This window comes from Petrotoga sp. DB-2 (genome assembly GCF_054051725.1).
In genome coordinates this window covers 1-13,778 of the sequence record NZ_JBSVZD010000002.1, presented here as the reverse complement: position 1 = coordinate 13,778, position 13,778 = coordinate 1, and the positions used below count along the sequence as shown (strand labels likewise).

Here is a 13,778-nt window from a genome sequence, read left to right as displayed (position 1 = left end):
CTCATGCCAAAAGTTTTAATTGTTGAAGACGATGAAGATATACGAGATATATTAAAAACTTATCTTCGATTAGAAGACTTAGAAATCTTAGAAGCTGGTACTTTATCACAAATGAGAAATGTTTTGAACAAAGAATCAAACATTGATATAATCTTACTAGATTTGATGTTGCCTGATGGCAACGCCGTTGATGAGTTACCAAAAATTCGAGCTTTGAACAAAGAAATAGGTATAATAATAATTTCTGCAAAAAATACAGATGGAGAAAAAATCTTAGGAATTGAATCAGGGGCAGACGATTATATTACAAAGCCTTTCAATCCTAGAGAAGTTACAGCAAGGGTTAGAGCTTTATTAAAAAGACTCAAAAAATCTGAAAGTAAAATGGTTTTTGGACCCATGGAAATATACTCAAGCAATTATTTAGTAACTTATAAAGGTAAAAATATTGAATTGACTTCAAAAGAGTTCGAAATACTCGATCTATTAGCTAGAAATTCAGAAAAAGTCTACACAAGAGAAGAGATTATAGATAAAATTTGGTTTGGAGACGAATTTATTACAGATAGGGTGATAGATGTACATATAAGCATGATCAGATCAAAAATAGGAAAAAATTGGATTAAAACTATTAGAAACGTAGGATACAAATTTAACAAAAACGCTTATACGGTAGATAACAACGGTGAGAAATAAAGATGAAAAATACTAATTCATTTGACTTTAACATATTTGATTCTTTAGAAGATGCTGTATTGCAATTAGAAAATAAAACAAATATTCTTAATGTAAATGCAACTGCCAAAGCTTGGGGTTTTGTGAAAAATAAAGAATTATTGAACACCATAAGTTTCAATGAAATCGATCAACTTGCAAAGCATATCTTGAATAACGAAGACTTCGAAATAGAAACAAATATATACTTCTTTGCAGGATACAGTAAGTTTTGCAAGCTCACCTTTAAAAAAGAATATCAACTCTTGATATTGCAAGATAAAACTGAATTTGAATTATTAAAAAAAGTAAAAGAAGATTTCATAACCTCAGTATCCCACGAACTCAGAACACCTCTCACCATAGCTAAAGGAAATACTCAAATACTCAAAGACTTTATGAAAGACAATCAATTTACCAAACAACTTACTAAAATCGAAGAATCTCTCGACAGAATAGAAAATATTATTTCTCAATTAACCCTTCTTTCAAAAGCAGAATTCGGAGAATATGAATTAAAAAAAGAATTGATAAATACAACTACCCTATACAACGAAATAGTAAAAGATCTTTATGAAAAAATACAAGAAAAATCCGTAAAGCTACACTTCAATTGTCAAATTCAATCCATTAAAAGTGACAAGTTTGTATTGTACACTATCTTTAGAAATTTGCTCTCCAATGCAATTAAATATTCTTACGAAAATTCTGACATATACATCGATTTCCTAAGCGACCAACTCATAATAAAAGATGAAGGTATAGGTATAAGAGAAGAAGAACAAAAAAGAATTTTTGAAAGATTCTATCGTGGTGCTGAAGCAAATAATTACGCCAAAGGATCAGGCTTAGGCCTAGCGGTAGTTAAATATTTATGCGAACTAGCAAATTACAAAATAGAATTTGAATCAAAATGGATGGTTGGTACTACCTTTAAAGTCTTTTTCTACAAGTAACTTTCCCTCCTAATTTCCACACAAATATCTTCAAAGAATTTGTTAATTCACATTTTTTAAAGTTTAAACCTTATATTATTGTTATCTGAATAGTATTTCTTGATGTTTTTATATGAAAAACAACAACTTCGTTCAAGTATTATACTATAAATATATAGATAAAATTTTTTTAAATAAAAAAAGTATGATTTCTTTAGATATTCTCAAATAATCGCTTTTAAATGCTGATAATTAACTATAATCAGCCATAATTAGACTTGACATTTTTAATAAAAAGTATTTAAATTGAAAGTAGAGTAGAAATAAAATACAAAGGGGTTTACTGATGGCAAATAAAACATACAATATTGAATTAGTTAAAGAACGTAATAGGACAGTAGTTTTAGAATTATTGAATTCTAAAGGAACAAGCACAAGATCAGAAATATCAGAAATAACGGGTCTAACTAACGCTACTATAACAAATATTGTAAACGAATTAATGTCCAAGGATTTAGTAGAAGAAGTTGGTACCGTTGATGGTAAATTAGGAAGAAAGCGAAAACTAATAAAAATCAAAGAAAACGCTTTTTATGTTATAGGCATTGAATTTGGGGTAAATATAGTACGTACAGGAATATTTAATTTTAAGGGCAAAAAAATTAAGAGTATTGAAAAAGAAATAAATTCATATGGAAGACCGACTGATGTTTTAAAAAACCTAATTTTAATAATTGATGAATTGATCAATAACTCCAGAGTAGATTTCAACAAAATTAAGGGTATTGGTATTGCTATGCCTGGGCTGATAGATAGTCAAAAAAGAATTTTACGATCAGTTCATCCTTTTCCATTACTCAAAGATTACCCCCTCGTTGAACAGTTAGAAGAACACTATGAAAAAACAATATGGCTAGAAAATGATGCAAACGGTGCTGTTTTAGGTGAAAAGTGGTTTGGACATGGAAAAAAATTTAACAATTATGTATTTGTTGTTGGAGATTCGGGAATTGGCGCAGGAATTATTATAAACGGAAAATTATATCCAGGAACTTTTAATTCCGCCGGTGAAATAGGTCACACAGTCATAACTGGAGATTTAATTCCTTTGGAAAGTTTTGGAGGTTTATCAAGGTTGGCCGATGAATTTAACTTACCATTGGAGATAATTTTAAATGAAGCAAAAAAGTCTGACGAAACTAAAAAGGCTTTGGAAGAAATCAGCAAATTTTTAGCCTTAGGAATAGTGAACCTTGTAAATACGATTGACCCAGAAGCGGTAATTGTAGGTGGAAGAATTTTAAAAGCAGGAAACTCTGTAATTAAAGAAATAAAAAAAATAGTCGATCAATATACCTTTTCCGATGAAATCCCACAAATTTTAGTTGCTTCAAAGAAAGAAGATGCTATTTTGTCAGGAGCAGCCTCAATTGCAATCGAACACATAGTATCTTCTCCCTATCAGTTTTTGCTAAACAAAGAGAAAAGCATCTCTTATAACAACCAAAAATGAAAAAGAAAGTTTTGGAGTTTCCAAAGATATTGTGAATTCTCAAAAAGGAGGTAGCGTAGTATGAGAAAGTTAGTAGGTATAGTACTTCTAAGTGTATTAAGTTTCACCATGATTTTCGCCCAAAGTGGGCAAGTAGAAATATTCAGTTGGTGGACAGGTGGAGGAGAAGAAGAAGCTTTGCTAGCAACTCTTGAAGATTTCAACGAGTTATATCCAGATATTGAAGTAATCAACGCAACGGTTGCCGGAGGTGCTGGGACAAACGCCAAAGCAGTATTAAAAACAAGAATGCTTGGTGGAAACCCACCCGATACATTCCAAGTACACGCTGGTTGGGAATTAACAGATACATACGTAATACCAGGACTCATGGAACCTTTAACAGACTATCTAAAAGCGTGGGGAGTATACGACAAATTTCCAGAAGGTCTAATAGATATAGTAAGTTATCAAGGTGAAGTTTATTCCATTCCTCTGACGGTCCATAGAAGCAACGTTGTGTTCTACAACAAGAAGTTATTTAACGAAATAGGTTTGACTAAAGAACCCGAGACATGGAATGAATTCATAAACGCATTAGAAAAAGTAAAAGCCGCTGGTTACACTCCACTTGCTTTAGGAGATAAAAACAAATGGCCTGCAGGCCAACTTGTTGAGAATCTTATGGTAGCTGAATTTGGAGCTAAAAATTACAACGCCTTATTTAACGGCGAACTATCGTTCAACGATGAAAGGCTTGACAGTTCTTTAGAAAAAATGGTACAACTTATGGATTACGTTAACGTAGATCATGCAGCTTTAGCATGGCAAGATGCTGCAAGATTGTTATATGAAGACAAAGCCGTTTTCAATTTAATGGGTGACTGGGCAGAAGGATACTTCAAAACCTTAGGTTGGACGCCAGGAGAAGACTTTGGATGGTTCGAGTTACCTGGCACACAAGCTGTGTTCGTATTAGTATCCGATACCTTCGGGTTACCAAAGAATGCCCCACATAGAGAAAATGCACTCATCTTTTTGGAATACTTGGCTTCTACAAGGGCTCAATCAGTGTTTAATCCAATTAAAGGTTCTATCCCAGCAAGAATTGACGCAGATCCAGGAAACGATCCATACTTGATAGAAACAGCAGAGGATTTCAGAACCCTCATCATTTCACCATCTATCGTTCACGGTTCTGCAGCACCTGAAGCGTTCGTCACGTCATTCAACGATGCCGTTAACAACTTAGTAACTACTAAAAACGTTAACCAAGCAAAACAAATGATATTATGGGCTGCTGAAGATGTAAATCTACTCACAGATTAACACCTAAAATAACTTAATCTCGGCCCAGTAAGGGCCGAGATTTTCGATATACCCTATCCAATCGATAAGGAGAGATATGTATGTCGGTTCAAAAGAAAAAGGCAAGAGCAGGATTTTTTATAATCCTACCATCTTTAGCTTTCATAGGGATATTTGTTTACTATTTCATTTTTCTAACGATAAGAACATCGACCTCCAACTGGAATAGTTTCTCCTCATTATTGAGTGGAGAATACAAATTTGTAGGATTTAGAAATTATCAAAGGTTGTTCATGGACCCCAGATTTCAAACAGATTTATGGAATACATTATTTTTTACCCTATTTTTTCTTGCAGGATGCATAATACTCGGTATATTTTTAGCCAATATTATAGACAAGCAATTGAAGGGATCGAGTTTTTTTCAAAATTTGTTTTTATTCCCAATGGCGATTTCTTTTGTTGTAACAGGTACGGTTTGGGGTTGGATATTCGCACCTGGAAACATACCAACCTCACCACAAGGAATCAATTTATTACTTGAAAACCTTGGATGGACGAACTTACAATGGATGTGGTACACGAGTACTCAATCGATAGGAAAATTCAATCTAGCGTTGATACCTGTGGTAATAGCAGCTACTTGGCAGATGTCAGGATACGTAATGGCGATGTATTTAGCTGGGCTTAGAGCGATACCTGAAGAAATGATAGAAGCAGCACAAGTAGACGGAGCAACAGGTATTCAATTGTTCTGGAGAATAAAGATGCCTATGCTAAGACCAATAACGCTTAGTGCAATGATAGTAATAGGACACATGTCTCTGAAGATATTCGATTTAATATACGCTATGACTGGAAGTGGACCTAACAACGTTACTGATATGCCTGCTGTCTATATGTTTGAACAGATGTTCAGATCAAACAGATACGCTATCGCATCAGCCATTGCAATCATAATGCTAATAATGGTAGCAGCGGTTATTGTTCCTTATCTTTACAGCTCATTTAGGGGGGAAAAATAATGGCAGAAAAATCAAATAAAACTTCCCTTACAATTTATTATATTATACTGGCTTTATTCACAATATTTTATGTTCTGCCTTTTTATGTTACTCTAAGCACGTCATTTAAACCTTTTGAAGAAGTTTCTATATCAAACATGTGGAAACTTCCAAGTAAAATATCTTTTGAGGGATTCAAAGAGGCATTTGCGAGATTAGGACCAAATCTAAAAAACAGTTTTTACCTTACGATACCGGCTACTCTAATATCTGCAATAATTGGTTCAATAAATGGTTTTGCTCTTTCAAAATTAAGGTTCAAATATTCAAATACTGTTTTTGCCCTCATACTATTTGGGATGTTCATACCTTATCAGAGCGTGTTATTTCCACTTATACAGTTCTTTCAAGCAATAGGTTTATATGGGACGATACCGGCTTTGATAATAACACATGTTATATATGGAATACCGATTACCACCTTAATGTTTAAAAATTACTATGAGGAAATACCAAACGAATTAGTGGAAGCATCAGCTGTGGATGGTGCAAACATATGGCAAACCTATACAAAGATTCTTTTACCTATATCCATCCCCGGCTTTGTAGTCGTTATAATATGGCAGTTCACTAACATATGGAACGAGTTTTTGTTTGCAGTAACGATAACCAGTGATCCAACGAAACAACCAATAACGGTAGCTTTAGTTAATTTAGCTGGCAGTCAAGTCGTTCAATGGAACGTTCAAATGGCAGGAGCTTTAATAGCTGCCCTTCCCACACTCATTGTCTACATCATATTGGGAAGGTATTTTGTTAGAGGTTTACTTGCCGGTTCTGTTAAAGGATAATATAAACCCGCCTAATTATCGATGGCGGGTTTTTTTACTTTCCTAAATTTGTTTTTTAGTATGAAAAACAAAGGGTCGTTCAAGTATTAAAGATTATTTTTTTTAAATAATATCTTTCAAATCTTTAAACAATTTTATAACTGCATTTATAATGACGAAAAATTCCAAACGTCCTAAGTACATTCCTAATGTTTGCGTCCAAATCACTCCTACGGGAGCTTGACTCGAAGTAATACCTGTAGAAAGTCCAACAGCAGATAAAGTTGAAGCATACTCAAATAAAGCATTATGAAGTGGATACCCATAAGCCAACAATATAAAAACACCAATAAAATAGGTAATAAAATACATTGTAAAAACCACTAAAACATTTTTTATTGAGTTTAGATCAATTTTCTTTCTTGATACCCCTTTATATACTTCTATGTAAAAAGTGGTTCCAGAGGGTTTAAAAAATTCTTTGATCTGGTTAATTATCAATTTGAAAGCGATATAAACCCGGAATAGTTTTAAACCGCCTGATGTGGAATCCATCATTCCACCTAAGATCATCAATATTGTCACAATTAACAATCCGAAATAATTCCAGTGTGAAAAAGCTACTGTTGAAAAGCCAGTGCCTGTTAAAGCAGAGATACTCTGAAACGCGGAATGAACTAAACCATCTCCAACTCCGTACATTTCAACCGTTGTAAAGGCAAAAAGCAGCAAAAAGGAAATAACTAAAATTATGAACATGGTCTTAATTTCAGGGTTTTTTAAAAAAGGCTCAGATTTGATTTTTTCTCTTAATTCAAGTAATGAAATTTTTTTTGACCGATAGTCTCTGCGATTTCTAATAAAATTTCTAATCATTAATATACCAGCATAATGGACTCCAAACCCGGTTCCGCCCATAATCATTAGCAACATGATAATTATTTCTACCTTCAAGCTACCAAAAGAACCAATGCTAAAATTTTTTGTGGAAAATCCTCCTGTAGCTAATCCTGTTAATGTGTGGTTGAAGGCGTCAAAAAAAGAAAGTTTTCCTACAAAAATCAAAAGCAAAACCCCTATAACCGCCCAACTTAAATATATTCTAAGAATTATCCTAGCCGATTCTCTCAAATTTGGAACTAAATTGTCACTTCTTCCTTCTGCTTGATATATACCAACCCCCATGGTACCAGCAATGATTACAGTAATTATAGCAAAACCAGCCCCACCAATAAATTGCATCACCGATCTCCATATTAAGATAGAACGGGGTAGTACTTCCACATCAAAAAACATCGTAAGCCCTGTCGTTGTCCATCCACTTGTCGATTCAAATACCGCCTGTGAAAAATTTAATTCTCCGGAAAAAACAAAAGGAAAAGAAGATAGAAAAATTGCTACCGTCCAAACAAAAAAAACCGTGACGACAGCGTCCTGTGTATTTAATTCTTTTCTTTTTTCTCCTCTTCCAATATACCTAAATATTTCCCCGGTAAGAAAGGATAATATCCCTGTAATCAAAAATGGTAGAAAATTTTTGAAAGAATCATAAATAAGAGCAGTAGAACCCACTATAAATATTAAGACAGAAAGACCTATTATAATATTTCCGGTATTTCGAAAAATTGTTTTATACCTTAATTTTAAAAAATATTTGTAAGAAGGCACTAGATCACCTCGATTTTAACGTTTCTTTCACTTCGTCCACTTGTTCTTTTAGCGCCAAAACGATCAACCTATCCCCCTTATAAATGATTGTTTCACCTTGAGGAACCATTATATCTCCGTCTTCTCTTATCAATACTCCGATTATTGAATTCTCAGGTATTTTTAATTCCTTCAGTTTTTTATTTACAGCTTTATCATCTTCAAGTATAGTAAGTTCCAAAATAGATAACTTGTCCACATAGGGGTTAAAGAAATCAGTAATATCTTCATGAATCAAAGAAGATTCTATTATTTTTTGCATCCAAGAAATTGGAACAAGTGTTTCGACATTTATTCCCTTAAAAATAGTTTCGTTTTCTGTTGCATTGACTAAAGAGATTATCTTTATATCTTCATAATATTCTCTCAACAACCAAGATACAACAAAATTCAATGCATCATCCTCAGAGATTATTATTAAGGCTTCTACTTTTTTGTTTAGATCTAAATTTTCTATCCATTTGATATCGGTAGGATCTTGCTTAACAAGTTCAAGAGCAGGAAAATTTACCTTCAATCCATCTAAAATCTCCAGATTTTCGTTATTTTTGCTGACATAGTAAACTTGATTACCCAATAAGAGTAATTTTTTGGCTAAAGAATAGGCTAATATCTTTCCCTCTATGATATAAAAAATTCTATTCATATTTAACTACTTCCTTTTCCAATTCCTCAACCAAATCCATCACGGAATCTTCAATAGGGCAAAATAAATTCAATCCCGCCTTTATAAAAATTGATTTTTTTAAAGGATCATTCACCCTTGCGGCTATTCTCACTCCCGAATTCAACTTTTTAATCCCATAGGCCAGCATAAAATTTAAATTGTCATCGGGGGTTACAATATAAACCATGTGAGCTTTTTCGATATTCACATCTTTTAATGCAGCCATATCGCTTGTATCAATAACTCTTGTGAAACCTGTAAAATTCCTTTTAGATAATCTTTCAAAAGACGATTCTTCTTTATCAAGAACTACTACATTGTAAGATTTACTTAATTTCAAAGCTAACTCGGAACCCAACCTTCCACAACCTATTATGATTATAAGTTTGGAACCATTTAATCGCATATGTCCTCACTTCCGAAAAATATTATTGAAATATACAATTTATTAGCTCAATACTGTCCATCAAAGAATATATTCTCTGAGATCTTCATCACCATATACCTTACCCAACCGTAGGTCTACATAATTGCTATCTATTTTCAATTCCCACTCTCCTGATGCAGGTGCTTCAAAAGAAACCTCTTCAAGAACTTTTTCAACTACGGTATAAAGTCTTCTTGCTCCAATATTTTCAACTTTTTCATTAAGCTCAAAGGCAATATCTGCCATTCTTTCAACGCCATCTTCAGTGAACTCAATTTTCACCCCATCGGTTTGAAGTAAGTACTGATACTGTTTCAGTATTGCATTTTTTGGCTGGGTAAGTATTCTAATAAAGTCTTCCTTTGTCAAATCTGATAATTCTGCTCTAATTGGGAATCTACCTTGAAGCTCAGGAATTAGATCCGAAGGTTTAGCCTCACTAAACGCACCAGCAGCTATAAACAATATATAATCAGTACTAATGGAACCATACTTTGTTACAACAGTTGTCCCTTCGACTATCGGTAACAAATCTCTCTGAACACCTTCTCTAGATACATCTGGCCCCGACGCGGACCCTCCCATGGATGTAACCTTATCGATTTCATCAATAAAAATTATGCCACTATTTTCGGCTCTATTTATTCCTTCCTGTATCAATTTATCTTGATCGATTAACTTTTCAGATTCAATAGGTTCCAAAACCTTTCTCGCTTCAGAAATCTTCATTCGTCTTCTTTTTTTCTTTTTGGGCATAAGATTTTGAAACATCTCCCCAAACTGTATACCCATATCTTCTAGTTCAGGTCCTAATCCAGCAAACATTGGGGTGGATTGTTCTTCGACTTCTATTTCTATCTCAACATCTTCTAATTCACCATTTCTTAACTTTTCTAACAATTCCTCTCTTCTTCTTCGAATATTTTCGTCTTCCTTTTCATCATATCCCTTATTTTGAGAATATTCAGCACTTTGATTGAAAAGTTGCATCATGTCCATAAATGAAGGTTGAGCCTTTGTTTTTTTCTTTGAAGGCACAAGTGCTTCTACTATTCTTTCTTCTACAAGCCTTTGAGCTTTATCTCTAACTTCTTCCATCATTTCCTTCTTTACCATGTTAACTGACGAATCAACCAATTCTCTAACCATACTTTCCACATTCTTCCCAACATATCCAACTTCGGTAAACCTTGTAGCTTCCACCTTCACAAATGGCGCATTAGCAACTTCTGCTAACCTTCTAGCAATCTCAGTCTTTCCAACACCGGTAGATCCTATCATCAGAATATTTTTTGGTATTACATCTTTTCTGACATCTTCTTGTAGCGCCAATCGTCTAATCCTGTTTCTCAAAGCAATAGCAACCTGTTTCTTTGCTTCCTTCTGACCGATTATATAATTATCCAATTTTTCTACAACTTTTTTAGGAGTTAATTCATCTGCTCTATTCATAAAAATCACCTCAAAAATAAATTTTTACCAATACATCAATTATATCATACCTCATGAACCTTTAAAAGATTAGTTTTACTAGAGAAACCATAGGGAATTCCAGCCGTTACTATGATATTTTCTCCTGATACAGCAAAATCTAGAGATTTTACGATGTTGCTAACGCTCTCCAACATATTATCCGTGTCAGTAAACTTTTGCATAATAACAGGAGTGACTCCCCATACCAACGCCAATCGATGATAAGTAGTTATCCTTGGGGATGCAGCAACTATTTTCATATTTCTTCTGAATCTGGAAAGAGCTCTTGCCGTATAACCGCTATAAGTTGTTGCAACGATAACTTCGATACCCAGTTGCTCAGCAATTTTTATTGCGGACATTGTTATCGAATTGGTAGCAGGATCTCCTCCTCCATATGTTGAATAATCGAATTTGTAATAGTACTCTTCTAACATTTTTTCAGTTTCCTTTGCCACATTGGACATAACTTTGACGGCTTGCTCAGGGTATTTCCCAATCGATGTTTCTTCAGACAACATAACTGCATCCGTTCCATCTAATATAGCATTAGCAATATCAGTCGCCTCTGCTCTTGTAGGGAACGGATTATTAACCATACTTTCAAGCATTTGAGTTGCAGTTATAGCGGGCTTGGCCATTGTGTTTGCAATCTCTATAATTCTCTTTTGAAGCAAAGGTATTTGCTCGACAGGTGCTTCAACACCCAAATCTCCTCTTGCAACCATCACTCCATCAGCTTCTTCTATGATCGATTCAAGGTTGTCTAGAGCTTGTAATGTCTCAATTTTAGCAATTATAGGGAGATCGGGCATGCCCAATTCGGTTAAAATTCTCCTCGTTCGAGCGATATCTTCAGCTTTCCTAACAAAAGATTGAGCAATATAATCTACGTTCCACTGTACAGCCTTGTTCAGATACTCCATATCTTTTTCTGTTAAAGGTGGTAGGCTGATATCTATTCCAGGAACGTTTATCCCTCTTCTGTGGGTGATAGCGCCACCGGTTACAACCTTTGTTACAATCTCTTTTTCATTGCTGCTAATGACTACAAGTCGAATCTTTCCATCATCAAGAAGAATAAAATCTCCTTTTTTAACTTCTTTAGGTAATTCTTTATAATTTATACTCACCTTTTCTTTATTGCCAACGATCTCCTCGGTTGTCAAAATAAATTTTTGATCTTCTTCCAAGACTACTTCATCTGTCTCAAATCTACCCGTTCGAATCTTAGGACCTTCTAAATCAAGTAAAATAGCAAAAGGTATATTCATCTCTTTTCGTATCTTCTTTATTAGATTTACCCTTTTCCCATGATCAACAATGGTATCGTGAGAAGTATTCAATCTGGCTACATTCATTCCAGCGTTTATTAATTTTTTAATCATTGTTTCATCTTCTGTAGCTGGACCAATTGTACAAACGATTCTCGTCTTTTTATTTTCTATTTTTTCGTTCATAACCATCCTCCTAAAAAATGCGGAACTTTGGGTGTTTCTTCCCAAATTACATCTTTTTTAGATTCCATGCCTTAGGAATTTTCAAGGGGTTTACCCCTTGAATACCCTATGATAAAACCCCCGCCAACTTCACAATCTCCATATCCAAAGTATTATTTTCTGAAAGTACTTTTTCAAGAGGTGTTCTAATTAAAGCATTTTTACTCAAGCCCACCATCACGTCAAAATCTCCGTCTTTAATTGCTTTTACTACTTCGTTTCCCATTCTTGAAGCCAAAATTCTATCGAATGCCGTGGGGGAACCCCCTCTTTGAATATGACCTAAAATTGTTATACGCGTTTCGAAACCAATTCTATTTTCTAAATGTCTGGCAACTGTATAAGCGCTGGCAGATCCTTCCGCAACAACGACTATTGAATTAATCTTACCCCTTTTTCTTTCATCCCACATTTTTTCTGCTAAAGCATCGTAATCCGTGGGAACTTCTGGTATTATTATGGCTTCCGCACCTATAGCAAGACCTGACATCAACGCTATGTATCCAGATGTTCTCCCCATAACTTCAACAATAAATGCTCTTTCGTGGGAAGATGCGGTATCTTTTAGCTTTTGCATGGCATCAACCACTGTGTTAAGACAGGTGTCAACACCAATACTCATATCTGTATAAGCGATATCGTTATCTATAGAAGCTGGTACACCTATGACAGATATCCCTTGTTCTTCTGATAGCAACTTTCCCCCGGTAAGACTCCCATTTCCTCCAATTATAACCAACACATCTATACCTAAGTCTTTCAATATGTCCGCAGCTTTTTTTCTAACCTCGGGAACTTTAAATTCTGGTACCCTTGCGGTCCTTAAGACGGTTCCCCCTCTTTCCATTATTCCACCAACATCTGCATATGTAAATTTTTTATAATCTTTATCCAATATTCCAGCGAATCCTCTCAAAAACCCATACACTTCAATATTTTCCACAACTGCGCTTCTGGTAACAGCCCTAATAACAGCGTTCATTCCGGGGGCATCTCCACCACTGGTAATTAAACCAATTCTTTTTACCTCACTCACTATATCCCTCCTAAAAAAAACTTTTATTATTTATACTTCCTTTAGAAATTCTAAAACTTGCTTTAGTGCCCCTTCGCCCCTCTCCGCACCCCTTAGGATATGAGGTCATTACCCTTCGCTCCCAACCCTTTAAACTACCTTTTTATTATATCACTTGTTTTTTGACACTATTGTTAATTTCACTATAATTCATATATTTCTTTAAAATCTTGTGTTATAATTAAAAAATAGAATCTTTAAACTAAGGTGGTAGAGTTGGAAATTAAGTATGATAAAAACAGAATAATTAAAATATTAAAAGATAAAAAAATCAAAGTTACTCCAAATAGATTTAAAGTGGCCTTTGAGCTTTTTAACTCTGACGAACATCCATCAGTTGATGAATTGCATCAAAAGTTAGTAAAAAGTAATGAAACTCAGATTTCTTTTACTTCAGTGTATAACATTGTAAAATTATTTGAAAGCGCTGGACTAGTAAAAGAAATTTTAATTGAAAATAAAATCCATTACGATTCTAACATCACCCCTCATGCTCATTTTATTTGCAAAAATTGTGGAAAAGTGCAGGATATTGAGTTAGATAAACTAAATTTCTTAGATGAAAAGGAAGGTTCTATCACGAAAATAGTGGGTAATTAAGCTGGAGTTAAATTAAGTTTACCAAGGGCAATAAAGATAGTGATTTT

13 protein-coding genes are annotated in these 13,778 nt (G+C 34.2%); 7 read left to right on the top strand and 6 right to left on the bottom strand.

The features are described 5' to 3' along the window. Window positions 1-3 precede the first annotated feature (3 nt). From ACW9JY_RS01095 to ACW9JY_RS01070, 6 genes are all read left to right on the top strand, one after another. Complete coding sequence (locus ACW9JY_RS01095) at window positions 4-696, top strand: response regulator transcription factor (protein ID WP_103076892.1); 693 nt, start codon at window positions 4-6, stop codon at window positions 694-696. A gap of 2 nt (window positions 697-698) precedes the next feature. After that, window positions 699-1,670 (top strand): sensor histidine kinase, encoded by a 972-nt coding sequence (locus ACW9JY_RS01090; protein WP_103076891.1) that lies wholly within the window; start codon window positions 699-701, stop codon window positions 1,668-1,670. Between the two features lie 325 nt (window positions 1,671-1,995). Beyond that, window positions 1,996-3,162, top strand: a complete 1,167-nt coding sequence (locus ACW9JY_RS01085; protein ID WP_103076890.1) for an ROK family transcriptional regulator — start codon at window positions 1,996-1,998, stop codon at window positions 3,160-3,162. Window positions 3,163-3,222: 60 nt separating this feature from the next. Then, window positions 3,223-4,470 carry an extracellular solute-binding protein gene (locus ACW9JY_RS01080; RefSeq protein WP_103076889.1) on the top strand — a complete coding sequence of 416 codons (1,248 nt, stop codon included), beginning with the start codon at window positions 3,223-3,225 and terminating at the stop codon, window positions 4,468-4,470. A gap of 80 nt (window positions 4,471-4,550) precedes the next feature. Beyond that, window positions 4,551-5,474 (top strand): carbohydrate ABC transporter permease, encoded by a 924-nt coding sequence (locus ACW9JY_RS01075; RefSeq protein WP_103076888.1) that lies wholly within the window; start codon window positions 4,551-4,553, stop codon window positions 5,472-5,474. After that, the gene (locus tag ACW9JY_RS01070; protein ID WP_103076887.1) at window positions 5,474-6,304 is read left to right on the top strand and encodes a carbohydrate ABC transporter permease; all 831 of its coding nucleotides are present in this window, start codon (window positions 5,474-5,476) and stop codon (window positions 6,302-6,304) included. Before ACW9JY_RS01075 ends, ACW9JY_RS01070 begins: the two co-directional genes overlap by 1 nt. A gap of 102 nt (window positions 6,305-6,406) precedes the next feature. Here ACW9JY_RS01070 and ACW9JY_RS01065 read toward each other — a convergent pair whose 3' ends face one another. From ACW9JY_RS01065 to pfkA, 6 genes are all read right to left on the bottom strand, one after another. Next, entirely contained in the window at window positions 6,407-7,951 is a 1,545-nt protein-coding gene (locus tag ACW9JY_RS01065; protein ID WP_457283051.1) for a TrkH family potassium uptake protein, read from the bottom strand. A gap of 4 nt (window positions 7,952-7,955) precedes the next feature. Next, a complete protein-coding gene (locus ACW9JY_RS01060) occupies window positions 7,956-8,636 on the bottom strand; it encodes a potassium channel family protein (protein WP_457283050.1) in 681 nt (226 codons plus the stop codon). Further along, window positions 8,629-9,063: an NAD(P)-binding protein gene (locus tag ACW9JY_RS01055; protein ID WP_103076884.1), complete on the bottom strand. Its 435-nt coding sequence runs from the start codon at window positions 9,061-9,063 to the stop codon at window positions 8,629-8,631. Before ACW9JY_RS01055 ends, ACW9JY_RS01060 begins: the two co-directional genes overlap by 8 nt. 60 nt (window positions 9,064-9,123) lie before the next feature. Next, the gene (gene hslU / locus ACW9JY_RS01050; protein WP_457283049.1) at window positions 9,124-10,536 is read right to left on the bottom strand and encodes an ATP-dependent protease ATPase subunit HslU; all 1,413 of its coding nucleotides are present in this window, start codon (window positions 10,534-10,536) and stop codon (window positions 9,124-9,126) included. A 44-nt stretch (window positions 10,537-10,580) separates the two neighbouring features. Next, window positions 10,581-12,017, bottom strand: coding sequence for a pyruvate kinase (pyk, locus tag ACW9JY_RS01045; RefSeq protein WP_457283048.1), 1,437 nt, complete (start codon window positions 12,015-12,017; stop codon window positions 10,581-10,583). 106 nt (window positions 12,018-12,123) lie between these two features. Beyond that, window positions 12,124-13,092 carry a 6-phosphofructokinase gene (gene pfkA, locus ACW9JY_RS01040; RefSeq protein WP_103076882.1) on the bottom strand — a complete coding sequence of 323 codons (969 nt, stop codon included), beginning with the start codon at window positions 13,090-13,092 and terminating at the stop codon, window positions 12,124-12,126. 255 nt (window positions 13,093-13,347) lie between these two features. On the opposite strand from pfkA, the gene ACW9JY_RS01035 reads away from it, so the two are divergent. After that, entirely contained in the window at window positions 13,348-13,731 is a 384-nt protein-coding gene (locus ACW9JY_RS01035) for a Fur family transcriptional regulator (RefSeq protein ID WP_457283047.1), read from the top strand. The last annotated feature ends 47 nt before the right edge of the window (window positions 13,732-13,778 follow it).